General features: G+C 68.1%; 22 protein-coding genes and 1 tRNA gene. 4 read left to right on the top strand and 19 right to left on the bottom strand.

What is annotated here, in order from left to right:
• Positions 1 to 81 precede the first annotated feature (81 nt).
• Positions 82 to 1,338: an MFS transporter gene (locus AC6CH0_RS12030; RefSeq protein WP_498101169.1), complete on the top strand. Its 1,257-nt coding sequence runs from the start codon at positions 82 to 84 to the stop codon at positions 1,336 to 1,338.
• A gap of 65 nt (positions 1,339 to 1,403) precedes the next feature.
• Entirely contained in the window at positions 1,404 to 2,189 is a 786-nt protein-coding gene (locus AC6CH0_RS12025) for a maleylpyruvate isomerase N-terminal domain-containing protein (RefSeq protein ID WP_498101167.1), read from the top strand.
• Between the two features lie 59 nt (positions 2,190 to 2,248).
• On the opposite strand, the gene AC6CH0_RS12020 is transcribed toward AC6CH0_RS12025, so the two are convergent.
• Positions 2,249 to 2,325, bottom strand: a tRNA-Pro gene (locus AC6CH0_RS12020).
• 241 nt (positions 2,326 to 2,566) lie between these two features.
• On the opposite strand from AC6CH0_RS12020, the gene AC6CH0_RS12015 reads away from it, so the two are divergent.
• Positions 2,567 to 4,321, top strand: coding sequence for a pyruvate dehydrogenase (locus AC6CH0_RS12015; protein WP_498101165.1), 1,755 nt, complete (start codon positions 2,567 to 2,569; stop codon positions 4,319 to 4,321).
• A 45-nt stretch (positions 4,322 to 4,366) separates the two neighbouring features.
• Here the strand turns inward: AC6CH0_RS12015 and AC6CH0_RS12010 are convergent, their stop codons facing one another.
• Together AC6CH0_RS12010 and AC6CH0_RS12005 are read right to left on the bottom strand one after the other, a co-directional pair.
• Complete coding sequence (locus tag AC6CH0_RS12010; protein WP_498101163.1) at positions 4,367 to 5,023, bottom strand: hypothetical protein; 657 nt, start codon at positions 5,021 to 5,023, stop codon at positions 4,367 to 4,369.
• Positions 5,020 to 5,499, bottom strand: a complete 480-nt coding sequence (locus tag AC6CH0_RS12005) for a MarR family winged helix-turn-helix transcriptional regulator (RefSeq protein ID WP_498101161.1) — start codon at positions 5,497 to 5,499, stop codon at positions 5,020 to 5,022. Before AC6CH0_RS12005 ends, AC6CH0_RS12010 begins: the two co-directional genes overlap by 4 nt.
• 106 nt (positions 5,500 to 5,605) lie before the next feature.
• On the opposite strand from AC6CH0_RS12005, the gene AC6CH0_RS12000 reads away from it, so the two are divergent.
• On the top strand, positions 5,606 to 6,235 hold the full coding sequence (locus tag AC6CH0_RS12000) for a GNAT family N-acetyltransferase (RefSeq protein WP_498102260.1): 630 nt from the start codon (positions 5,606 to 5,608) through the stop codon (positions 6,233 to 6,235).
• 84 nt (positions 6,236 to 6,319) lie between these two features.
• Here the strand turns inward: AC6CH0_RS12000 and der are convergent, their stop codons facing one another.
• From der to AC6CH0_RS11920, 16 genes are read right to left on the bottom strand one after another with little or no spacing between them, the layout of a single operon-like run.
• Entirely contained in the window at positions 6,320 to 7,834 is a 1,515-nt protein-coding gene (gene der / locus AC6CH0_RS11995) for a ribosome biogenesis GTPase Der (protein ID WP_498101159.1), read from the bottom strand.
• A gap of 34 nt (positions 7,835 to 7,868) precedes the next feature.
• On the bottom strand, positions 7,869 to 8,567 hold the full coding sequence (cmk, locus tag AC6CH0_RS11990) for a (d)CMP kinase (RefSeq protein WP_498101157.1): 699 nt from the start codon (positions 8,565 to 8,567) through the stop codon (positions 7,869 to 7,871).
• On the bottom strand, positions 8,564 to 9,646 hold the full coding sequence (locus AC6CH0_RS11985) for a prephenate dehydrogenase (protein WP_498101155.1): 1,083 nt from the start codon (positions 9,644 to 9,646) through the stop codon (positions 8,564 to 8,566). Before AC6CH0_RS11985 ends, cmk begins: the two co-directional genes overlap by 4 nt.
• A complete protein-coding gene (locus AC6CH0_RS11980; RefSeq protein ID WP_498101153.1) occupies positions 9,643 to 10,458 on the bottom strand; it encodes a pseudouridine synthase in 816 nt (271 codons plus the stop codon). Before AC6CH0_RS11980 ends, AC6CH0_RS11985 begins: the two co-directional genes overlap by 4 nt.
• Entirely contained in the window at positions 10,451 to 11,173 is a 723-nt protein-coding gene (gene scpB / locus AC6CH0_RS11975) for an SMC-Scp complex subunit ScpB (protein ID WP_498101151.1), read from the bottom strand. Before scpB ends, AC6CH0_RS11980 begins: the two co-directional genes overlap by 8 nt.
• Before the next feature lie 40 nt (positions 11,174 to 11,213).
• Entirely contained in the window at positions 11,214 to 12,092 is an 879-nt protein-coding gene (locus tag AC6CH0_RS11970; RefSeq protein WP_498101149.1) for a segregation and condensation protein A, read from the bottom strand.
• A complete protein-coding gene (locus tag AC6CH0_RS11965) occupies positions 12,076 to 12,960 on the bottom strand; it encodes a ParA family protein (RefSeq protein ID WP_498101147.1) in 885 nt (294 codons plus the stop codon). Before AC6CH0_RS11965 ends, AC6CH0_RS11970 begins: the two co-directional genes overlap by 17 nt.
• A gap of 41 nt (positions 12,961 to 13,001) precedes the next feature.
• Positions 13,002 to 13,904 (bottom strand): site-specific tyrosine recombinase XerD, encoded by a 903-nt coding sequence (gene xerD / locus AC6CH0_RS11960; RefSeq protein ID WP_498101145.1) that lies wholly within the window; start codon positions 13,902 to 13,904, stop codon positions 13,002 to 13,004.
• Positions 13,901 to 14,575: an NUDIX domain-containing protein gene (locus AC6CH0_RS11955; protein WP_498101143.1), complete on the bottom strand. Its 675-nt coding sequence runs from the start codon at positions 14,573 to 14,575 to the stop codon at positions 13,901 to 13,903. The genes xerD and AC6CH0_RS11955 overlap by 4 nt, the downstream gene beginning before the upstream one ends.
• The gene (pyrG, locus tag AC6CH0_RS11950) at positions 14,568 to 16,349 is read right to left on the bottom strand and encodes a CTP synthase (RefSeq protein ID WP_498101141.1); all 1,782 of its coding nucleotides are present in this window, start codon (positions 16,347 to 16,349) and stop codon (positions 14,568 to 14,570) included. Before pyrG ends, AC6CH0_RS11955 begins: the two co-directional genes overlap by 8 nt.
• Positions 16,350 to 16,398: 49 nt before the next feature.
• Positions 16,399 to 18,099 (bottom strand): DNA repair protein RecN, encoded by a 1,701-nt coding sequence (recN, locus tag AC6CH0_RS11945; RefSeq protein ID WP_498101139.1) that lies wholly within the window; start codon positions 18,097 to 18,099, stop codon positions 16,399 to 16,401.
• A gap of 8 nt (positions 18,100 to 18,107) precedes the next feature.
• A complete protein-coding gene (locus AC6CH0_RS11940; protein ID WP_498101137.1) occupies positions 18,108 to 19,064 on the bottom strand; it encodes an NAD kinase in 957 nt (318 codons plus the stop codon).
• Positions 19,019 to 19,828 (bottom strand): TlyA family RNA methyltransferase, encoded by an 810-nt coding sequence (locus AC6CH0_RS11935; protein ID WP_498101135.1) that lies wholly within the window; start codon positions 19,826 to 19,828, stop codon positions 19,019 to 19,021. Before AC6CH0_RS11935 ends, AC6CH0_RS11940 begins: the two co-directional genes overlap by 46 nt.
• A gap of 3 nt (positions 19,829 to 19,831) precedes the next feature.
• Complete coding sequence (locus AC6CH0_RS11930) at positions 19,832 to 20,020, bottom strand: hypothetical protein (RefSeq protein WP_498101133.1); 189 nt, start codon at positions 20,018 to 20,020, stop codon at positions 19,832 to 19,834.
• 33 nt (positions 20,021 to 20,053) lie between these two features.
• The gene (locus AC6CH0_RS11925; protein ID WP_498101131.1) at positions 20,054 to 21,088 is read right to left on the bottom strand and encodes an HAD-IIA family hydrolase; all 1,035 of its coding nucleotides are present in this window, start codon (positions 21,086 to 21,088) and stop codon (positions 20,054 to 20,056) included.
• Positions 21,063 to 22,940, bottom strand: coding sequence for a primosomal protein (locus AC6CH0_RS11920; protein WP_498101129.1), 1,878 nt, complete (start codon positions 22,938 to 22,940; stop codon positions 21,063 to 21,065). Before AC6CH0_RS11920 ends, AC6CH0_RS11925 begins: the two co-directional genes overlap by 26 nt.
• Between the last annotated feature and the right edge of the window lie 118 nt (positions 22,941 to 23,058).

The following is a 23,058-nucleotide window of genomic DNA, read 5'->3' as shown; positions in this document are numbered from 1 at the left end:
CGGTCACGCGCGCCACCGCGGGTCGACCTCATCGACAGGCTCGCGCACGCGGTGACGGCGACGCGGCCGTAGGCTGAGCGGATGCCCTCCATCGGCGAGTTCATCGCCCCCCGCCGCATGGGTGGAAACTTCCGCTGGCTGCTCGCCTCGTCGTGGACGAGCAACCTCGGCGACGGAATCGCCCTCGCCGCCGCCCCCCTGCTCATCGCCTCGATGACGAGTTCGCCGCTCCTGGTCGCGGCCGGCGCCATCCTGCAGTTCCTTCCCTGGCTGGTGTTCGGCCTGCACGCCGGCGCAATCGCCGACCGTTTCGACCGCCGTCGCCTCGTGATGTTCGCGAACGGCAGCCGGGCGATCGTCATCGCGACGCTCTGCGTGTTCCTCATCACCGGGCAGGCGAGCATCGCGATCGTCCTGATGGCGGCGTTCCTCTACGGCACTGCCGAGGTCTTCGTCGATACGGCGAGCAGCACGATCCTGCCGATGATCGTGAAGCCGGCTGACCTGGGCACAGGCAACGCCCGACTTCAGGCCGGCTTCCTCGTCGCGAACCAGTTCGCGGGGCCGCCCCTCGGTGCGTTCCTCTTCGCAGCGGGCATGGCGTGGCCGTTCCTGCTGCAGGTCGTCTGCGTCTCCCTCGCGGTGCTCTTGATCTCCCGAGTGGCACTCACCCCACTCCCCGCACGGGATGCGAAGGCGCATGCCCCGGTGCATCGCGACATCGCCGAGGGCCTCCGCTGGCTCTGGCGGAACCCGCCGGTGCGCACCCTGGTGCTGATCATCCTTGTCTTCAACATCACCTGGGCCGCACCCTGGGGCGTGCTCGTGCTCTATGCCACCGAGCACCTCGGCATGGGTCCCGTCGGCTATGGAGCGCTGACGACGGCGTCGGCCATCGGCGGGCTGCTCGCCACCATGAGCTTCGGCTGGCTGGAGCGGCGCTTCTCCTTCGCCACGCTCATGCGGGTGTGTCTCTCACTCGAGGTGGTCATGCACCTCGCGTTCGCGCTCACGACGATCGACTGGGTCGCACTGGTCATCATGTTCGGCTTCGGCGCCTACGCGTTCGTGTGGGGAACGATCTCGACGACCGTGCGTCAACGGTTGGTGCCTGCGGAGCTGCAGGGTCGCGTGGCCTCGGTCAATATGGTCGGCGTCTTCGGCGGAATGGTGATCGGTCAAGCGCTGGGCGGGCTCATCGCCCAGCTCTGGGGCTTGACCGCGCCGTGGTGGTTCGCCTTCGTCGGCGCCGCGGTCACGCTGCTGCTCGTCTGGCGACCCATCTCCCACATCGCACATGCGCCGCAGATCGACGGCACAGCGGATGCTCCGGGCTGAGGTCCGGCAGGGACGACGAAGTCCCGGAAGCTCCGGTCAAGGGAGCACAGTGGTAGAACTGCGGGATGCACAAGTTGCTCACGTTCCCTGATCAGCTGCGGCTGATCGACGAACGGTCTGCCGCCTTCAGCGCCGCGGTCGCCGCGGCACCCAGCGTCGACGTTCAGATGCCGACCCATCCCGAGCGGACGCTGTTCGATCACGTGCAACACGTGGGCATGGGTCGCCGCAAGGCAGCCGCCATCGTCACCGCCGGGCCCGCAGACGGTCCGCCGGAGGAGTCCGCATGGGGAGGCGGCATGGGTGCGCCTCGGGAGCGCGAGGCTCTCCTGGCCTGGTGGGTCGAGTCCGTCGAGCACCTGGCGAGTGTGCTGCGCGAGGCGGGCCCGGATCGCGGTTGCTGGACGTGGTGGAGTGACTCGCCGTCACCGCAGACTTCCGGCGCCTGGGCGCGGCGCCAGCTCCACGAGATCGCGGTGCACACCTACGACGTCCAGCTCACTGTGGGTGCCCCGCAGCCGATACCGGAGGAGATCGCCCTCGACGGTTTCGACGACTGCCAGTTCACCCTCTGCGCGACGACGGTAGCCTGGCCGCACGACCCCGCCATCGTCGATTACCACGCTACCGAGGGCCACTCCTGGCGCCTACGGCTGTCCCACGACGGCGCACAGGTCTCCCGCCTCAAGCCCGCTGCCGGCGAGGACCCCGACACGACCGACGCCTTCGCCCGGGGCACGGCCAGTGACCTGGTCCTGTTCTTCTACGGCCGCATACCGCTGGATTCGCTGAAGTTCGAAGGCGACCGTCGTATCTTCGATCAACTCGCAGCGTGGGACCCGTCCGTGTGACAAGGATCAAGTCTCTGAACCGCAAAAGTCCCGGAAACCCTTGGGTTTCCGGGACTTTCTGGTCGGGCTGACAGGATTTGAACCTGCGACCCCTTGACCCCCAGTCAAGTGCGCTACCAAGCTGCGCCACAGCCCGATGCCACCGGATTTCTCCGAAGACAACTTGACCATCATAGCGGCATCCGAGGGCATGCTCATGCACACGAGGGCGTGCGCGGGGACGTGCACGAGGCAAGCACGGCGGCAACCCCGCGGCATCCGCTCGCGGGCGACTCGGCGGCAGCCGTGCACATCCTCCTCAACCGCTGGGAACGCTCGACCCAGCACCGCATCCCGGCAAGACTGAAGCGAACGTACGCCGTTCTGAGGGGGAACTCATGGCACGCACCATCGCCGACCAGCTCGTCGCCCAGCTCATCGATGCAGGGGTCGATCACATCTACGGCATCGTCGGGGATTCACTGAACCCCATCGTCGACGCCGTGCGGCGCTCGGGCGGCTCGGCGAAGGGCGGCATCGACTGGATCCACGTGCGCCACGAAGAATCCGCCGCGTTCATGGCCGCCGCCGAGGCGCAGCTCACGGGCAAGCTCGCCGTGTGCGCGGGCAGTTGCGGGCCCGGAAACCTGCACCTCATCAACGGGCTCTACGATGCGCATCGCACGGGTGCGCCGGTACTCGCGATCGCCAGCCACATCCCGAGCGCGCAGATCGGGTCGGGGTACTTCCAGGAGACGCATCCCGAGCGCCTCTTCGTCGAGTGCTCGAACTACTGCGAGCAGATCATGACGGCCGCGCAGTCGCCGCGGGTCGTGAACTCGGCGCTGCGCCACGCGATCGCCGGACCGGGCGTCTCCGTGATCGTGATGCCCGGCGATGTCGCCGAGTTCGAGGCATCCGATGGCTTCCCGCAGTTGGTGCTCACGGCGCCGGCCACGCTCGTGCCCGATGACGCCGATGTGCGCCGCCTTGCCCAGGCGATCGACGACGCCGAAACGGTGGCGATCTTCGCGGGTGCAGGCACTGAGGGTGCGCACGACGAGGTCATCGCCTTCGCCGAGCGGCTCAAGGCGCCCATCGGCCACACCCTGCGCGGCAAGCAATGGGTGCAGTACGACAACCCGTACGACGTCGGCATGACCGGCCTGCTCGGCTACGGCGCGGCTCACGCGGGCATCCACGACGCCGACCTGCTCCTGCTCATCGGCACGGACTTTCCGTACGAGCAGTTCCTACCCGACCCGGCAAAGATCGTCGTCGCCCAGATCGACACGGATGCCGCGCACCTCGGCCGGCGCGTCAGTGTCGCGCACCCCGTGCACGGCGACGTGCGCGCGACGCTCGCCCGGCTCACCGAACTCGTCGCACCGAAGACCGACCGCGACTTTCTCGACCGCATGCTGAAGAAGCACCACAAGCTGCTCGACACGGTCGTCGGCACGTACACGGATGTCACCGCGGCCGCGCCGATCCATCCCGAATATGCGATCTCGCTCATCGACGAAGCCGCCGACAACGATGCGGTCTTCACTGCAGACACCGGCATGGGCAATGTCTGGCAGGCGCGCTACGTCACCCCGGGTCCCGATCGCCGCATCATCGGATCGTTCATCCACGGTTCGATGGCGAACGCGCTGCCGCATGCGATCGGAGCGCAGTTCGCGTATCCCGACCGACAGGTCGTCGCGATCGCCGGCGACGGCGGGCTCTCGATGCTGCTCGGCGAGCTCATCACCGCCGTCGCCTACGAGCTGCCGCTCAAGGTCTTCGTGTTCAACAACTCCACGCTCGGCCTGGTGAAGCTCGAGATGCTCGTCGACGGCTTCCCCTCATTCGGCGTCGACGTGCCCGCGGTCGACTTCGCGGGCATCGCCGAAGCCATCGGCTTCCATGCCGAACGCGTCGACGACCCGCACGCGCTGAAGGACGCCGTAGCCACCGCGTTCGCCCACCAGGGACCGGCGCTGCTCGACATCGTGACCGATCCGCGCGCGCTCTCGTTGCCGCCGGCCATCACGGGTGAGCAGGTGAAGGGCTTCGCCCTCGCGATGTCGAAGACGGTGCTCCACGGCGGCGCGGCCGAGGCCGTGGCGATGGCCCGCTCGAACATCAGGCACCTGCCTGGGCTCTAAGGGGCCGCGGGCGAGACGCATCCTCGGCATGCGCCATGCCCGCGCTCAGATGTACTTCCGCACCTCGTCCATGAACGCCTTGGGGTCGTCGACCCAGGTGCGCACGACGGTCACCGACTGCTCGCCGCCGAACTTGCCGTGCCCGGGCAGCCGCACGAGCGTGGGCCCTTCGAGCTCGATCTCGAGGTTCGTCTCGTCGGCCATGCGCAAAAGCAACATTCGCGAGGCATCCGTTTCGACGATCTTCGGCGACTTGGGCTCGTCGACGCGCAGGTTGCGCGCGACCGAGGCGATGTCGTCCCAGCTGAGCGCGATGTCGATCTCGAGACCACCGCGCACCCGGATGCCGTCGGGTCCGACCGTGTGCGGCCGCATCAGGTAGGCGCAGAGCAACCCGAACATCCAGGTGAGTCCCCAGATGCCGAGCACGAGCAGCGTGATGCGCACGGCCGGCCAACGATGCACGATGAGGTCGAAGATCGGAATCTCGACCGCCGAGAGCACGATGAAGATCATGAGGATCGTCATCACGGGCTTGTGGAAGCTGAACCCGGCGGCGCCGCGCGGAACCGCGGGCCGTCGTGCGATGAAGCGGCCGATGCTGGCGTAGATGCTGAGTTCGAGCATCAGCGCACGCTTCGCGAAGCGCCCGATGCGAAGCCAGACGGATGCCTCGGGGCGGGCGGAGGTCTCGACGCTCACTCCCCCACCGCCTTCGCCTCGTCGAGTGAGCGGCGCTGCTCGTCGGCGGCGATGAGCTCGTGCAGCCGCACGGCGATCGCGTCGATACCGCGCAGGAGGGCATCGCGGTCGGCCGGCGCGACGGCGCCGAGCAGCTCGGCAGAGAGCTGGGCATGGTCGTGCTGCATCTCGCGCATCATCTCGTGGGCAGATGCCGTCAGCGACACGATGATCGCGCGGCGATCGCTCGGGTGGGGTGAGCGCGTCACGTAGCCGCCGGTCTCGAGCGCATCGACGAGCCCGGTGATGTTGCGGGGGCTCACCTCGAGGCGGGTGGCGAGGGCGTGCTGGGTCGATGAGCCGGTCGCCGCGAGCTCCCACAGCAGCCGCGTGCGCGACGGCGTGAGGGGGGTGCCGTCGAAGGCGCGGGCCATGTCCTTCTGGAACAACTCGCTCACCTCGAGCAGACGGTCGAGCACGGTGATCTCGGGAGTCATATCATGATGATAGTACATTGTTACCTTGCATCACGATTAAGGCATAGTGCCGGGCAGTCGGGTTCGCCGCTGCGATGTCGGTGGTCGGCGGTACATTCGTCTCGTGATGACCGACGTGCTCGACGACATCGAACCGCCACCACTGCGAGTGGTCTCGGCGAGAGACGTGCCGTTCGTCGACGTCGAAGCGGTGTTCGGCACCCGGGGCGACCCTGCGCACTGCTGGTGCCAGTGGTACAAGATTCCGGGCAGCGATTGGCAGAGCATCGGTGATGATGCCCTGCACGATCGTCTCCGATCGCAACTGCAGGCACCCGGCTCGGGGCCAGGCCTCCTCGCCTACGAGGGCGACACTCCAGTCGGCTGGTGTGCCGTCGAGCCGCGCAAGAACCTCGTGCGTCTGCGGGCCAGCCGCATCGTGGCGGGCGGCACTCCCGACCCTGACTTCGACGACCCGGGCATCTGGTCGGTCTCGTGCTTCGTCGTGCCCCGACCCAATCGTCGACGCGGTGTCGGGCGGGCCCTCGCCGAGGCCGCCGTCGATCACGCTAGGGCGAGCGGAGCGCACATCGTCGAGGCCTACGCCATCGACCCCGCTGTGCGCACGAAGGCGGCGGCCGCCGACCTCTTCCACGGAACCGTGTCGATGTTCGTGGGCGCCGGCTTCGCCGAGGTCGCCCGCCCCAAGCCCGACCGCGCGATCATGCAGCGCAAGCTCGTGAGTAACGGGGCGTGAACCCGCGACCCCCTCGCCGGTGAACGACGAACGCCCGGCACCGTTCCCTGACGGGAACGGACCGGGCGCCGTAGCATCCGTTGCCTACTTCGAGCGGTCGCGCCGCTCGCGCACGCGCATGTTGATGACGATCGGCGATCCTTCGAAGCCGTAGATCTCGCGCAAGCGTCGCTGGATGAAGCGACGGTAGCCCGGGTCGAGGAAGCCGGTCGTGAAGAGCACGAATGTCGGCGGACGGCTCGCGGCCTGCGTACCGAACAGGATGCGGGGCTGCTTGCCGCCGCGTACCGGGTGCGGGTGCTCCTGCGTGAGCTCGGTGAGGAAGGCGTTGAACTTGCCGGTCGGGATACGCATGTCCCACGACTCGAGCGCGGTTTCGAGCGCCGGCACCAGCTTTTCGAGGTGACGACCGGTCTTCGCCGAGATGTTCACCCGGGGCGCCCACGCGACGTGATGCAGGTCTTGCTCGATCTCGCGCTCGAGGTAGCGGCGACGTTCGTCGTCGAGCAGGTCCCACTTGTTGAAGGCGAGCACGAGCGCGCGACCCGATTCGAGCACGAGGTCGATGATGCGCACGTCTTGCTCGGAAAGCGGCTGCGAGACGTCGAGCAGCACGACGGCCACCTCGGCCTTCTCGAGCGCGGCCTGAGTGCGCAGCGAGGCGTAGAAGTCGGCGCCCTGCTGCAGGTGCACACGACGACGGATGCCGGCGGTGTCGACGAATCGCCAGATCTTGCCGCCGAGCTCGATCTGCTCGTCGACGGGATCGCGCGTGGTACCGGCCAGCTCGTTGACGACGACGCGCTCTTCACCGGCGGTCTTGTTGAGCAGGCTCGACTTGCCGACGTTCGGGCGGCCGAGGATCGCGACGCGACGGGGTCCGCCGAACTCGTCTTTGGCGACGGCCGACACCTGCGGCAGCACCTTGAACACGGATTCGAGCATGTCAGCGACACCACGACCGTGCAGTGCCGAGACGGGGTGCGGCTCGCCGAGGCCGAGGTTCCAGAGAGCTGCCGCTTCGGGCTCCTGACGCACGTCGTCGACCTTGTTCGCGAGCAGGAAGACGGGCTTGTTGGCCTTGCGGAGCAGCCGCACGACGTGCTCATCGGTCGACGTCGCGCCGACCGTGGCGTCGACGACGAAGAGCACCACGTCGGAGAGGTCGATGGCGACCTCGGCCTGTGCGGCCACCGACGCGTCGATGCCCTTCGCGTCGGGCTCCCAGCCGCCGGTATCGACGAGGGTGAACCGACGGTCGAGGTACTCGCCCTTGTACGACACCCGGTCACGGGTCACGCCCGGGGTGTCTTCGACGACGGCCTCACGGCGGCCGAGGATGCGGTTGACGAGCGCGGACTTGCCGACGTTCGGACGACCGACGATCGCGATCACCGGCAGCGCGGGCAGGTAGCGGATCGCCTCTTCGCCCGCTTCGGAGAGCTCGAGCACCTCGAGGTCGTCGTCGTCGAGCGCGTAGTCGGAGAGCCCCGACCGGAGCGCGGTCGCCCGCTGCTCGGCGAGTTCGTCATCGACGCCGGCGAGCCGCTCCGCGAGGTCGTCGTCGGGAGCGTCGAAGTCTTCGCCCTGGTCGGTCATGGTCTCTCCTCTAAGTCTGTGTGCGCCGGCCGCGTCACCGTTCTGGTGCGTGCGCCGGTTGCGCCACGCGGATCACGCCGAGCACCGCATCGACCGTCTGGTCGAAGTCGAGTTCGGTCGAATCGACGGTGGTGACGCCGTCGGCCGCAGTCATGAAATCCACGACTTTGGAGTCGGCCGCGTCGCGCTTGCGCAACTGCTCCCCCACTGCCTCGGCCGAGGATCCGGCGAGTTCGGCGGAGCGCCTGCCCATTCTAACCGTTTCGGATGCTGTGAGGAGTATGCGAACGGGCGCATCGGGTGCCACGACGGTCGTGATGTCGCGCCCCTCGGCGACGATTCCGGGGGCATCGACCGCCGCCATGATCGCGCGGAACAGTTCGATCAGGTGCTGCCGCACCTCGGGCACGCGTGCCACGGCGCTCACGACCGACGAGATCTGGGGGTCGCGGATCGCGGCCGTCACGTCGATGTCGCCGACGTGCACCGCGTACCCGGCGGGGTCGGTGCCGATGCGGTAGTCGAACGAGTCGAGGCAGGCGACGACGGATGCCGCGTCATCGGTGTCGACTCCGGAGGCCTCGGCATGCCAGGCCAACGCCCGGTACGCGGCGCCGGTGTCGAGGAATCCGAAGCCCAAACGGCGTGCGACCTCTTTCGAGACGCTCGACTTGCCGCTGCCGGCCGGGCCGTCGACGGCCACGACGAACGGGAGCACGGGTGACACGTTCAACCTGCAATCCGCCAGCCGCGTGCGGCCAGCTCATCAGTGAGATGCTGCTGCATCTCTGGGAGCACCGAGATCTCGGCGAGGCCGACCTGCGCGCCGGGCGAGTGCTCGAGCCGTAGATCTTCGATGTTCGCGCCGGCCTCGCCGACGTCGTTGAAGAGGCGCGCGAGCTGGCCCGGCCGGTCGTCGACCATGACGATGAGACTCGAATAGCGCCGATCGACGCCGTGCTTTCCGGGCAACCGCTCGACACCGGTGTTGCCGCCGAACAGCTCTTCGGCGACCCGGCGACGGGCGCCCGGGGCATCCATGTTCTCGAGCGCGTCGATGAACCGGTCGAGGTCGTCGCGGTAGCCGCGCAGGATCTCGGAGACCGGCGCAGCATTCTGGCCGAGGATCTGCACCCAGAGTTCGGGATCGCTCGCGGCGACGCGGGTGACGTCACGGAGGCCCTGGCCGGCGAGATTCACCGAAGCATGCGGCGCATCGATCAATCGGCGCGCCATGAGGCTCGACACGACCTGCGGCACGTGCGAGACGAGTGCGACGGCCGCGTCGTGCTGCTGGGGCGTGAGTTCGACGAGGGTGGCGCCGAGGTCGAGGATGAGGTCGTCGATGGCCGATCCGTCTTGGTACGACATTCCACCGTGCGCAGCCACCACCCACGGCCGCCCGACGAAGAGGTCGGCACGGCCCGACATCGGGCCGCCGCGCTCGCGCCCGGCCATCGGATGGGTGCCGATGTAGCGCGAGAGATCGGCTCCACGCGCCTGCAGATCGTTGTAGACCGCGAGCTTCACGCTCGCCACGTCGGTGACGATCGCGTCGGGGTACGCATCGAGTTCGGCGGCGACCACGTCAGCGGTGACATCAGGCGGCACGCACACGACGACGAGCTGCGGGCGGTCGTCCGGCTCGGCCGGCCGGCCGGCACCGTAGTCGACCGCGATCGCGAGATGGGTGGGCGATGCGTCGGCGAGAATGACGTCGATACCCTTGGCACGCAGCCCGAGGCCGATGCTCGCACCGAGCAGGCCCACGCCGACCACACGGACCGGGCCGGTCAGGCGTGATTCGGTCACGAGTCCCCTTCGTTCGAGCCCTCGCCGTCCTCCGGACCAGCGTCCGCGGCGCGGGAGATCGTGAGCAGCTGGCCGAGCTCCACTTTAGTCAACTCGCGCATCTGGCCCGAGCGGAGCGTGCCGAGGTTGAGCGGCCCGAAGCTGCGTCGCACCAGATCGACGACGGGATGCCCGACAGCGTCGAGCATGCGGCGCACGATGCGGTTGCGGCCCGAGTGCAGCGTCAGCTCAACCATCGAGTGCTGGTCATCGCCCTGCTGCTGCAGCACACGAGCCTTGTCTGCTGCGATGGGGCCATCGTCGAGCTCGATGCCGTTCTTCAGCCGCTGAACGACCTGCGATGTCACTCGACCGGTCACTTTGGCGATGTACGTCTTCGAGACGCCGAACGAGGGGTGCGCGAGCACGTGGGCGAGATCACCGTCGTTCGTGAGCAGCAGCAATCCACTCGTCTCGGCGTCGAGCCGACCGACGTTGAAGACGCGCTCCTCGAGATCTTCGGTGAACCGCGTGAGGTCCGGACGGCCCTGCTCGTCGCGCATCGAGGAGACGACCCCGCGCGGCTTGTTCAGCATGTAGTAGCGCTTCGCGGGGTCGAGCTGCACGGCCACGCCGTCGACCGCGACCAGGTCGGTCTCGGGGTCGATGCGCCGGCCGAGTTCGGTGACGATCTCGCCGTTCACCTCCACCCGGCCCTCGACGATGTACTGCTCCGAGACCCGCCGGCTCGCGACGCCCGCAGCAGCGAGCACCTTCTGCAGGCGAACGCCCTCTGGGGCGGGCTCGCCGCCCCATCCCGTTGCGTCAGTCAAAGTCGAATCCTTCCTGGCCGTCGTCGAGCAACGGCGAGATGTGGGGCAGCTCGTCGAGCGAGTTGATGCCGAGGTTCGTGAGCAGCAGCTCGGTCGTGCCGTAGAGGATCGCGCCCGTCTCGGGGTCGGTGTCGACCTCGGTGACGAGACCGCGACCGAGCAGCGTGCGCACGACCGAGTCGACATTGACCGCACGGATCGAAGCGACCTGCGATCGTGAGATCGGTTGCTTGTATGCGATCACGGAGAGCGTTTCGAGCGCCGCCTGCGAGAGCCGGGTCGAGGATTGCGTCAGCACGAAGTCGGCGACGAGCGCGTCGTACTCGGAACGTACGTAGAAGCGCCAGCCACCACCCACTTCGCGAAGCTCGAATCCGCGTCGGACACCCCGTGCCTCGACCTCATCTGCGACATCCGTTCGCGGCTCACCCGAGGTGCCGGTACCGTCGTAGTCCGCCCGAAGGCGGGCGATCGCCGCGCGCACCTCGGCGACGGGTCGCGCGACCCCCGCCGCCAGCGAGACGACGCTCTGCGGCTCGTCGGCGATGAAGAGGATGGCCTCGAGCGCACGGTCGAGGTCGAGGTGCGGCTGACCGGGCACGTCGAGCGGCGTCGAGATCGACAGTTCAGGTCCGTCGCCCTCCTCTGCGTGCCCGGTCGGGCGCTCCGCGCCTGTCTCGAGACCCTCGACCGTGTCTTCGTCGTGGTCCGGCATGTGACTCCCGTCGTCGCTTGCGACTCGAACGCTGAACTGCTCACTCGTCATAGTCGGCCCCAAGGCTCTCGAGATTCTCATCCGACCACGTCTCGGCCGACCATCGAAGCGTCAGTTCGCCGAGCGGTTCGAGCTGCTCGAAGCCGATGGCCGCGTGGCGGTAGAGCTCGAGCACCGCGATGAAGCGCGCAACGACGACTCCCTGCTGACCGACGCCGGCGATGAGCTGGCGGAAGGTCACCGGGTCGCCTCGTCGGAGCACTGCGACGACGTGGGCGGCCTGTTCACGGATCGAGACGAGCGGCGCGTGCAGGTGGTCGAGGCCGACGACCGGGATCTCCCTTGGCGTGAGCGCCAGCGTGGCGAGTGCGGCGAAGTCTTCGGCCGACAGCGTCCACAGCAGCTCGGGGGCGCGCTGGCGGAACTTCTCCTCGAGGCGCACGCTGCGGGGGTGCCGCAGCGATTCCCGCTCGAGATGCCCCGCAAACCATCGAGCGGCCTCTTTGAACGCGCGGTATTGCAGCAGCCTCGCGAAGAGCAGGTCGCGCGCCTCGAGCAGGGCGACGTCTTCGGCGTCGACGAGTTCGCCCTGCGGCAGCAGGCCGGCGACCTTCAGGTCGAGCAGGGTCGCCGCGACGACGAGGAACTCAGACGCCCGGTCGAGCTCCTCTTCGGAGTCGAGGCCGCGCAGGTAGGAGATGAACTCGTCGGTGACGGCCGACAGCGAGACCTCGGTGATGTCGAGCTCGTGCTTCGTGATCAGCGAGAGCAACAGGTCGAACGGCCCCTCGAAGTTCGTGAGGGCGACGCGGAACCCGCGCTCGGGTTCGGCCCGAGCCGCCTCGCTCGGCGACGTCTCCGCCGACGACGCCGGCGCGTGCTGCTCGGAGGCCGAAGCCGCCTCAGGCGACCGCGCCACGGAACACCAGCTCCCGTGCGAGCTGCCGGTACGCCTTCGACGCCTGGTGCTCGGGGGCGAACTCGGTGATGGGGGTCGCCGCAACCGTCGCGTCGGGGAACTTCACGGTGCGCGTGATGACCGTCTCGAGCACCTTCTCGCCGAACGCGTCGACGACGCGCTCGAGCACCTCACGCGAGTGCAGCGTGCGGGCGTCGTACATGGTCGCGAGAATGCCGTCGAGCTGGATTGCGGGGTTCAGACGATCGCGCACCTTGTCGATCGTCTCGATGAGCAGGGCCACGCCGCGCAGCGCGAAGTACTCGCACTCGAGCGGGATGACCACGCCGTGGCTCGCGGTGAGCGCGTTGACGGTCAGGAGGCCCAGCGACGGCTGGCAGTCGATCAGGATGACGTCGTAGTCGGCCGACACCCGGCGCAGCACGCTCGCCAGGATCTGCTCACGGGCGACCTCGGTGACGAGGTGCACCTCTGCGGCCGAGAGGTCGATGTTCGCGGGGATGACGTCGAGATTGTCGACACCGGTCTTCTGGATGACCTCGGCCGGGTCGAGCGTGCGCGAGAGCAGCAGGTCGTAGATGGTCGGCACGTCGTGCGTCGGAACACCGAGACCCGCCGACAGGGCGCCCTGCGGGTCGAAGTCGATCGCGAGCACCCGGCGACCGTATTCAGCGAGCGTCGCGCCGAGGTTGATCGTGGTGGTCGTCTTGCCGACGCCGCCCTTCTGGTTGCAGAGCGCGATGATGCGTGCAGGGCCGTGCGTCGTGAGCCGCTTGGGCTCTGCGAACTCGCGGTGCGGACGACCAGTGGGACCGAGCTCCGGCGGAAGCGATGCGATTCCCTCCGCTGAGGGCTTCTGGTGCGTCACGTGTCGTCTTCTCTCTGGGCCGGGCGGGTGCTTGGTCGATTCTAGCGAGCACGCGGGTGGGCCGCCGTGTACATCTCCCGGAGTGTATCGGCTGTGACGAGGGTGTAGATCTGCGTCGTCGCGACCGAGGAGTGCCCCAGGAGCTCCTGCACGACGCGCACGTCGGCGCCGCCCTCGAGCAGATGGGTCGCGAACGAGTGACGCAGGGTGTGCGGCGACACGGATGTCGCGAGCCCCGCCGTCTCGGCGGCATCACGGATCGCCTCCCATGCCGCCTGCCGCGACATCCGCTTGCCTCGAACTCCGAGGAAGAGGGCAGGGGTCGCCGAACCCCGGACGGAGAGGAGCGGCCGGGCACGCACGAGGTACGCGTCGACCGCACGCCGCGCATAGCTGCCGAGCGGCACGATGCGCTGCTTGCCGCCCTTGCCGAAGAGCCGCACCACCTCACGGTCGACGAGGTCGTCGACGTTCAGCGACACGGCCTCCGAGACTCGTGCGCCGGTGGCGTAGAGCAGCTCGAGCAGGGCGGTGTCACGCAGGTCGGTGAGCTCTTCACCGCCGGCCGCTGCGATGAGCGCTTCGATGTCGTCGACGGGGATCGCCTTGGGCAGCCGCATCGGCAGCTTCGGCGGGCGCAACTCACGCGACACATCGGTCGGCACGAGCCCCTCTTCGGCGAGGAACCGGTGGAAGCCGCGAACCGCCGACAGCACGCGAGCGATCGACGAGGTTGCGAGCGTCGGTACCCGTTCGGCGCCGAGGAAGCGAACGAAGTCGCCGAGCTCCTGTTCGGTCACCACGGCCGGCCCGGCGATGCCCCGGGCGGCGAGCCAGTCGGCGTAGATCGTCAGATCACGCCGATACGAGGAGATGCTGTTCGGCGCGAGGCCCCGCTCCACGGTGAGATGCCGCAGATAGTCATCGACCGGGGCACGGCTCATCTGCGTGCAGACTCCGCCGGGTCGAGTGACTGGCCGGGCCACGGGGCATCCGCAGCGCCGAGGCTCGCCCACCCTCGCGCACGCGCCGCTGCCGCGGCCAGTACTGCGATCGAGAGCGGCGCATTGTGGATGCGCCGTTCGAGCACGGCATCGATGCACTCGTCGAGCGACACCCAACGGGTCTCCATGTCGGCTTCCTCCGCCTCGCGCACGAACGCGTCGGCGGTGGCGCTGAGTCTACGAGCGAGGTAGACCCGGATCATCTCGTCGCTCCCGCCCGGCGACGTCGCGAAATCGGCGAGCACTGCCCACTCGGATGCTTCGAGGTCCGCCTCTTCGGCGAGCTCGCGCTTCGCTGCCGCCAGCGGATGCTCGCCATCGATGTCGAGCAGGCCCGCGGGGATCTCCCAGTCGCGCATGCGCACGGGGTGACGGTACTGCTTGATCAGGAATGCCCGATCGTCGTCGTCGAGCGCGAGCACCCCGACGGCGCCGGTGTGGTCGGTGTACTCCCGCACGATGGTGTCGCCGCCGAACTCGACCGTGTCGCGGCGGATGTCCCAGACGCGACCGTCGAACACGACCTCACTCGACACGACTGCGAGAGCAACCCGTTCGTCGGCGAGCGGCTCGTGCCGCCCGCCGACGTCGGTCGCGCCGGAATCAGCCATTGTTGACGTCGAACAGCAGGCTCGCCTGCTGGCGTTCGAGGGCGGCTCCGACGAGTCCGCGGAACAGCGGGTGCGGGTCGTTCGGGCGGCTGCGCAGCTCGGGGTGCGCCTGGGTGCCGACGTAGAACGGGTGCACCTCGCGCGGCAACTCGACGAACTCGACGAGGTGACGGTCGGGCGACATGCCCGAGAACGACAGGCCGGCCTCGGCGATGCGGTCGCGGTACGAGTTGTTGACCTCGTAGCGGTGACGGTGCCGTTCGGAGACCTCGGTCGCGCCGTAGAGCTCCGCCGCGATCGAGCCGTCGGCGAGCCTCGCCGGGTAGAGGCCGAGGCGCATCGTGCCGCCGAGGTCGCCGCCGGCGATGATCTCGACCTGTTCCTCCATCGTCGCGATGACGGGGTACTGCGTGTCGGGGTCGAATTCGCTCGACGAAGCGCCGGGGAGGCCGGCGACGTTGCGCGAGTACTCGATGACCATGCACTGCAGTCCGAGGCAGAGCCCAAGCACGGGAAGGCCGTTCTCGCGCGCGAAGCGCAGAGCGCCGAGCTTGCCCTCGATGCCGCGCACGCCGAAGCCACCCGGCACGCAGATGCCGTCGAGGTGTGCGAGGTGTTTCTGCGCACCCTCGGGGGTCTGGCACTCGTCGGACGGGATCCACTCGATGACGACCTTGCTGTCATTGGCGAACCCACCCGCTCGAAGCGCCTCGGTCACCGAGAGGTACGCGTCAGGCAGGTCGATGTACTTGCCGACGAGGCCGATCGTGACCTCGTGCTTCGGCGCATGCACGACCTCGAGCAGTTCGCTCCACCCCGACCAGTCGACCTCGGCCGCGACCAGTCCGAGCGCGTCGATGATGTACGCGTCGAGGCCCTGGTCGTGCAGCATCGTCGGAATGTCGTAGATCGACGGAACGTCGACGGCATTCACGACGGCGGCCTCGTCGACATCGCACATGAGCGCGATCTTGCGCTTGTTCGACTCGGTGACCGGCCGGTCGCTGCGCAGCACGAGGGCGTCGGGCTGGATGCCGATGGAGCGCAACGCCGCAACGGAGTGCTGCGTCGGCTTCGTCTTCTGCTCGCCCGACGCGCCCATGTACGGCACGAGCGAGACGTGCACGAAGAAGACGTTCTTGCGGCCGAGCTCGTGGCGCACCTGACGTGCGGACTCGATGAACGGCTGCGACTCGATGTCGCCGACCGTGCCGCCGATCTCGGTGATGATCACGTCGGGCTTCGGTGACTCCGCGGCCTGCAGGCGCATGCGTCGCTTGATCTCATCGGTGATGTGCGGGATGACCTGCACGGTGTCGCCGAGATACTCGCCGCGGCGTTCCTTGGCGATCACCGTCGAATAGATCTGGCCGGTGGTGACATTCGCCGCCTGGCTCAGATTGATGTCGAGGAACCGCTCGTAGTGCCCGATGTCGAGGTCGGTCTCAGCGCCATCATCGGTGACGAAGACCTCGCCGTGCTGGAAGGGGTTCATCGTGCCCGGATCCACATTGAGATAGGGATCGAGCTTCTGCATGACGACTCTGAGGCCCCTGGCTGTCAGGAGATTGCCGAGACTCGCCGCCGTGAGTCCCTTGCCCAACGAAGAAACGACGCCACCAGTCACAAAGATGTGTTTGGTCACGCCGTCGGAAAGGTCAGGGTTCGAATTGTCTGTGCTCGTAGGAGCTGTTCCGCGTTCATCCGCCACGGGCTTATAGTCTAACTCACGTTTCTGGTCGTTCGGCCCGACATGCCCCACGCGCTCCCCCATCTCTGCTCGGGATCGGATGATCCCCCATCGCGTGGCCGTCGGCCACGATTCACGCCGCGCGGTCTGCGGCGATCTCCAACAACTCCCGTGCGTGCGCGAGTCCGCTCGCCGAATCGGTGAGACCTGAGAGCAATCGAGCCATCTCCGCCTCCCGTTCGGCGCCGACGAGCTGGCGCACGCTCGACGAGGTGACCTGCCCGTCGGTGCCCTTGACGACGCTGAGGTGATTCGTCGCGAACGCCGCAACCTGGGCGAGGTGCGTGACGACGATGACCTGCGACCGCTCGGCGAGTCGCGCGAGGCGTCGACCGATCTCGATGGCTGCAGCGCCGCCGACGCCCGCGTCGACCTCGTCGAAGACGAACGTCGGCACGGGGTCGCTGCCCGCGATCACGACCTCGATCGCGAGCATCACCCGCGACAGCTCACCACCCGACGCACCGCGCGAGACCGGGCGCGGCTCGGCGCCCGGGTGCGGCCGGAGCAGGATCGACACGGCGTCGCGACCGAACGCAGTCGCATCGGCGGTCGGATCGACCGTGACGGCGAGCTGCGCATCGGGCATCGCGAGCGCCGCCAATTCGGAGGTCACCGCGGCTGCGAGACCTGCTGCAGCATCGGTGCGCAGTCGGGTCAATTCGGCGGCCAGCCGATCGACCTCGACCTCGAGCGCGGCGACGGATGTCTCGAGCCCGTCGATTCGCTCGTCGTCGCTGTCGAGCTCGACGAGTCGCAGCCCGCCGTTGCGCCGGAATTCGAGCACTTGCTCGAGATCGCCGCCGTGCCGCCGCATGAGGCCTCCGAGCACCGCCCGACGTTCCTGCACGATCTCGAGTTCGCGTGCTCCGTCGGCGTCGAGTCCGGCGAGGTAGCCCGAGAGCTCTGCCGCTGCGTCGGCGAGCAGGAAACCCGCGTTGGTCAACATCTCGCCGATGGGCGTCAGCACTGCATCGTGCTCGGCAACGCGTTCGAGGTGACGCCGGGCAGCGTCGACGAGGGCAACGGCGTCGGGGGCGTCGTCGACGACGTCTTCGGCCGAGATCAGGGCACGCGCCTGTGCCGCCGCGAGACGGAGCTCTTCGAGGTTCGAGAGTCGATCCGAGCGCTCGTGCAGTTCGACGTCTTCGCCGGGCTGCGGGTCGATCGCTTCGACCTCGTCGAGTGCGGCACGCAGTTCTTCAGCCTCACGCCCCCGAGTGTCGTGTTCGGCCCGGAGGCGGTCGAGCTCGGCGGCATCCGTACGCCAGGCGTTGAAGGCGACGCGGTACTCCTCGAGCACCGCCTGCAGTTTCGCGCCGGCGTACCGGTCGAGCGCCTCGCGCTGGGCGGCTGCGGAGCGGAGACGTTGCTGATCGGCCTGGCCGTGAACGACGACGAGTTCGTCACCGAGCTCGGAGAGCACACCGACCGGGGCGCTGCGACCGCCGACCACGGCGCGGCTGCGGCCCTCGGCGGAGACGGAGCGACCGAGCAGCAGTTCACCCGACTCGACCTCGCCGCCGGTCTCGGCGACGCGCTCTGCGATGGCGCCGTCGTCGGGCACGAGCCACCGCCCCTCGACCCAGGCCTGCTTCGCGCCGGCACGGACCGCACCCGCGTCGGCGCGCGAACCGAGGAGCAGCCCGAGCGCCGTCACCACCATGGTCTTGCCTGCGCCGGTCTCGCCTGTGACGGCCGTGAACCCCGCTCCGAGCGGTAGCGTCGCCTCAGCGATGACGCCGAGGTCACGAATGCCGAGCTCTTCAATCATCGATTCCCTCATTCACGCCCGGCCGGCCCCCTCCACCCGGTGACCGGGAGTTGGAACTTGTTGACGAGCCGGTCGGTGAACGGCGCTTCGTGCAGACGCGCGAGCCGCACCGGCACCGGCGACTTTCGCACGATCACACGGGCACCCGGAGGGAGGTCGAACGTGCGTCGACCGTCGCACCAGATGACAGCGGATGCCTCGGTGCGCTGCAGGATCTCGACGGCGAGCGAGGACTCGGGTCCGACCACGAGCGGGCGAGCGAAGAGCGCGTGCGCGCTGAGGGGCACGAGCAGGAGCGCCTCGAGGCTCGGCCACACCACGGGCCCGCCGGCGGAGAACGAATAGGCGGTGGACCCGGTCGGCGTCGACATCACCACACCGTCGCAGCCGAACGAGGAGAGCGGGCGGCGGTCGACCTCGATGACGACTTCGAGCATGCGCTCGCGTTCGGCTTTCTCGACCGTGACCTCGTTGAGCGCCCAGCTCTCGTAGACGACGTCGTCGCCGACCTTCGCTCGCACCGCGAGCGTCATGCGCTCTTCGACCGTGTAGTCGCGGGCGAGCGCCCGGCCGACCGTGTAGCCGAGGTCGTCGCGCTCGCTCTCGGCGAGGAAGCCGATGTGGCCGAGGTTCACGCCGAGGAGCGGCACCGGAGCATCGCGCATGATCTCCGCCGCGCGCAGAATCGTGCCGTCACCTCCGAGCACGATCACGAGTTCGATGCCCGCCGGGTCGGTTTCTTCGAACCGCTCCACAGCGCCGTTGAGTTCGGGAACGAAGTCGTGCACGTCGTCCCAGTGCTCGGCCGCGATCACGGGTACGGCGCCTGCTGCCAACAGTTGCGCGCACACCTCGCTCGTCGCCTCGAGGGCGGCCTGGCGACCGGTGTGCGAGACCACCAGGAAGCGTCGTGCGTCACTCACGCCTTCGCCCTTCCCGTCAGTTCGTCGACCCGACCTGACCATTCTGTCGGATTCGCCCCGCGTGTCGCGCTCAGATTCACGAGGTATTCGAGGTTTCCGTGCCCACCCGCGATTGGGGAGGACAAGATACCGGCCGTGCCGAGCCCCTCATCGAAGGCCGCCCACAGCACGTTGGAGATCGCCTCGGCACGGAGACCGGCGTCACGGACCACACCCTCACGGGCTCCCCCACGTCCGACCTCGAACTGCGGCTTCACCAGCAGCACGAACTCGGCATCACTCGTCGCGGTGGCGCGCAGTGCCGGCAGCACGACCGTCAGCGAGATGAAGGAGAGGTCGGCGACGACGAGTGTCGGCTGCTCGCGGACGCCGGTGAGTTCAGCGAGCCGTGCCGCATCGAGGTGCCGCACGTTGCATCCCTCGACGAGTACGAGCCCGGGCGCGTCGACGAGGTCGGCCGCGAGCTGGCCGTGCCCGACATCGACAGCGAGCACACGCTCGGCCCCGCGCTCGAGGAGAACCTGGCTGAACCCGCCGGTCGAGGCGCCGGCGTCGAGCGCGATGCGCCCAGAAACATCGACGCCGAATCCGTCGAGGCCGGCGATGAGCTTGTGAGCGGCACGACTGACGTAGTGATCGGATGCAACGACGTCGAGCTTCGCGTCGTCGGTGACCTTCATCGAGGCCTTGACCGTCGGTAGCCCGTCGACGGTCACCACTCCTGACGCGATGAGCGTGGCGGCGTGCGTGCGCGATCGAGCGAGTCCACGGGCTGCGAGGGCGGCGTCGAGGCGTTGCACTGCCATGCGTCAGGAACGCAGGGACGGATCGGACTGCTCGAGCTCTGCCCGCAGTCGATCGGCAAGGGACTGATAGCCCTCGGCGCGGTCGGCGAGGTCACGCGTCTCGATGTCGGCGAGCACTTCGGGAACCGTTGCTGCGGCTCCGTCTGGCGTCGCTCCCGCTACGTGATCGGTCGTCTCAGCTTCAGTACTCACCCCTCAACGGTACCGCGGGCCGCCGACGCCAGGTCAGGAATAGAGCCGCGTGGGAACATCGAGCACATGAATCGCCATGCCCGATCGCCAGATCGCGGCACACGCGGCACGAAGCAGGTCGATCTCGTGGGTGCCTTCGTCGACGATCTCGACCCGTTGACCGACCAGCCGCACCCGGGCGGTGCCGACGCGAGCGACGTCGCCGCGAAGCTGTTCCGTGGTCGGGTACGGCTCGTGAAGACCGTCGAGGTCGGCGAGGATGAAGTCGGGCCGGCTCGACGCGTCGGCGGCGAGCAGCTGTTTCGCACGGTCGATGCCGGTGAGCACGACCGCGCTCAGCATGCCCGCGCGGTTGGCCCCGAGGATGTCGGTGTCCAGACGATCACCGACGACGAGCGGCCGTTCCGCTCCGAACCGTCGTCGAGCCTCATCGAAGATCGGCGTCTCGGGCTTTCCTGCAACGAGGGGGAACCTCCCGACCGCGGTGTGCACGGCTGACACGAGCGTGCCGTTGCCGGGCGCGACGCCGCGCGCGACCGGTATCGTCCAGTCCATGTTCGTCGCGATCCACGGGATGCCGGGGGTCCCTGCGTCGGGGCCGCCGTTCGCGTTCAGCGCGAAGGTCGCCTCGGCGAGATCGCGCCAGCCGATGTCGGGCGTGAAGCCCTGCACGACGGCATCGGGAGCGTCGTCGGCAGACCTGGTGATGCGGTATCCGCGCTTCTCCAGCTCGACCGTGATGCCCTCGCCGCCCACGACGAGCACGAGTGCGCCCGGCTCGACTTGCTGGTCGAGGAGGCTCATCGCCGCCTGGGGCGACGTGACCACATCGTTCGGAGCCACCTCGAGGCCGAGCTCCGTGAGATGACGGGCGACGGATGCATCGCTGCGCGATGCGTTGTTCGTGATGTACCCGACGGCCCGGGTTCGTTTCGCGAGCGTGAGACTCTCGACGGCGCGAGGGATCGCTCCGGCCCCCGCGTAGACGACGCCATCGAGGTCCGCCAGCACCGCGTCGACGCCGTCGAGCGGGGTCGACGACTCAGTCTTCGCGCGAAACAGGCTCATCGAGCGTGCCCTCGGACTCCTCCGCGTCGAGCGCAAGGCCCTCGGCGATCACTGCGGCCACGTCGTCTTCGAGTACGGCGCCCGGATCGTCATCCACCGGGGCATCCGTCGACGTCGACTCGACGGTACCGGCGGCCTCGCCGCTCGAAGCCGCAACCACGACCTCAGCATCCGTCGAACTCTCGTGGTCGATCTCATCGACCTCGATCTCGAAGATCTCGATGGACTCGGCCTCGGCAGGACCACCGAATGCGGCGTCGGCACGATCGGCGCGAGCACGCCACGTCGCGGCTTCCGCGGAACGGCCGAGTTCCTCCAGCACCTCGGCGTAAGCCGAGAAGAGCGCCGCACTGTACGAGAACGCACGATCGGGGTCGAGTTGCGGAATCTCGAGTTCTGCGAGGGCGATCTCGGGCTGACCGAGATCGAGACGTGCACCCGACATCGCGATCGCGAGTCCCACCTGCACCGCAGGCGGAAGGCTGCCGCGATCGACGGCGCGACCGACCTCGAGCGCACGGTCGGGTCGTCCGACGCCGCGTTCGCTGTCGACCATGAGCGGCAGTTGGTCGTTGCTGCCCGAGATCCGGCGGTAGGTGCGCAGTTCGCGGAGCGCGAGCGCGAAGTCTCCCGTGGCGTAGGCGGTGATCGCGAGCGTCTCGCGCACGACCGCGACCCGACCAGCACGGCGTGCCGCTGACAACGCATGCTGATGCGCGAGCTCGGGGTCGTCGTCGAGCGATATGGATGCCGCGACGAGATGCCGCGCGACCCAGTCCGCGTTCTCCTTGCTCAGCGTCTTCAGCTCAGCACGTGCGCCCTTGTCCAGGTCGCGCGCCTCGATCGACTCGTCGATCTCGGGAGCATCGTGGCGCGGTCGATACTGCAGCTCTGAAGCGCCGTATGTCTCGCGCGGAGCCTCTCGTTGGTCATCGCGTCCAGCGGGGCGGCCGCCGCGCTGCGCACCACCAGATGGCCTGCGTCCGTCACGGTCACCGTACGGCTTCTTCGCATCGCGGTTACCGTACGGCTTCTTCGCGTCACGGTCACCATAGGGACGCTTCGCATCGCGGTCACCGTACGGCTTCTTCGCGTCACGGTCACCGTACGGCTTCTTCGCATCACGGTCACCATAGGGACGCTTCGCGTCACGGTCGCCGTACGGCTTCTTCGCATCGCGATCACCATAGGGACGCTTCGCGTCACGGTCGCCGTACGGCTTCTTCGCATCACGGTCACCGTACGGCTTCTTCGCATCACGGTCACCATAGGGACGCTTCGCGTCACGGTCACCGTACGGCTTCTTCGCATCACGGTCACCATAGGGACGCTTCGCGTCACGGTCACCGTACGGCTTCTTCGCATCGCGATCACCATAGGGACGCTTCGCATCGCGATCGCCGTACGGCTTCTTCGCATCGCGATCACCATAGGGACGCTTCGCATCGCGATCGCCGTACGGCTTCTTCGCATCGCGGTCACCGTACGGCTTCTTCGCATCACGGTCACCATACGGACGCTTCGCGTCGCGATCACCATACGGACGCTTCGCGTCGCGATCACCATAGGGACGCTTCGCATCACGATCGCCGTGCGGCTTCTTCGCGTCACGGTCACCATACGGCTTCTTCGCATCACGGTCACCAGCGGGACGCTTCGCGTCGCGATCGCCGTACGGACGCTTCGAAGTGGCGTTGTCTCGCGCGCCTGAACCCGACCGCGCTGCGGACGCAGACCGGCCCCCGCTCGGCGCACTCCCCTGCGAACCGGAACCTCGAGCTGCTCGATCATTGCTCTGGCCACGCCGATCAGGGCCTCCCTGATCTGCCGAGTCCCGCTTGGAGTCGCTCACGATAATCCCGTCGTGTGTGGAGTCCTCATGGGACTCAACCGTAATGGGGTCACTTTGTGAAGGGCCCCTTAAACGAAGAATGGCCACCCGTCTTCGGGTGGCCACTCTCCTCAATGAT

The organism is Agromyces sp. GQ35, assembly GCF_059758475.1.
This window is presented reverse-complemented; position numbering and strand designations above follow the sequence as displayed.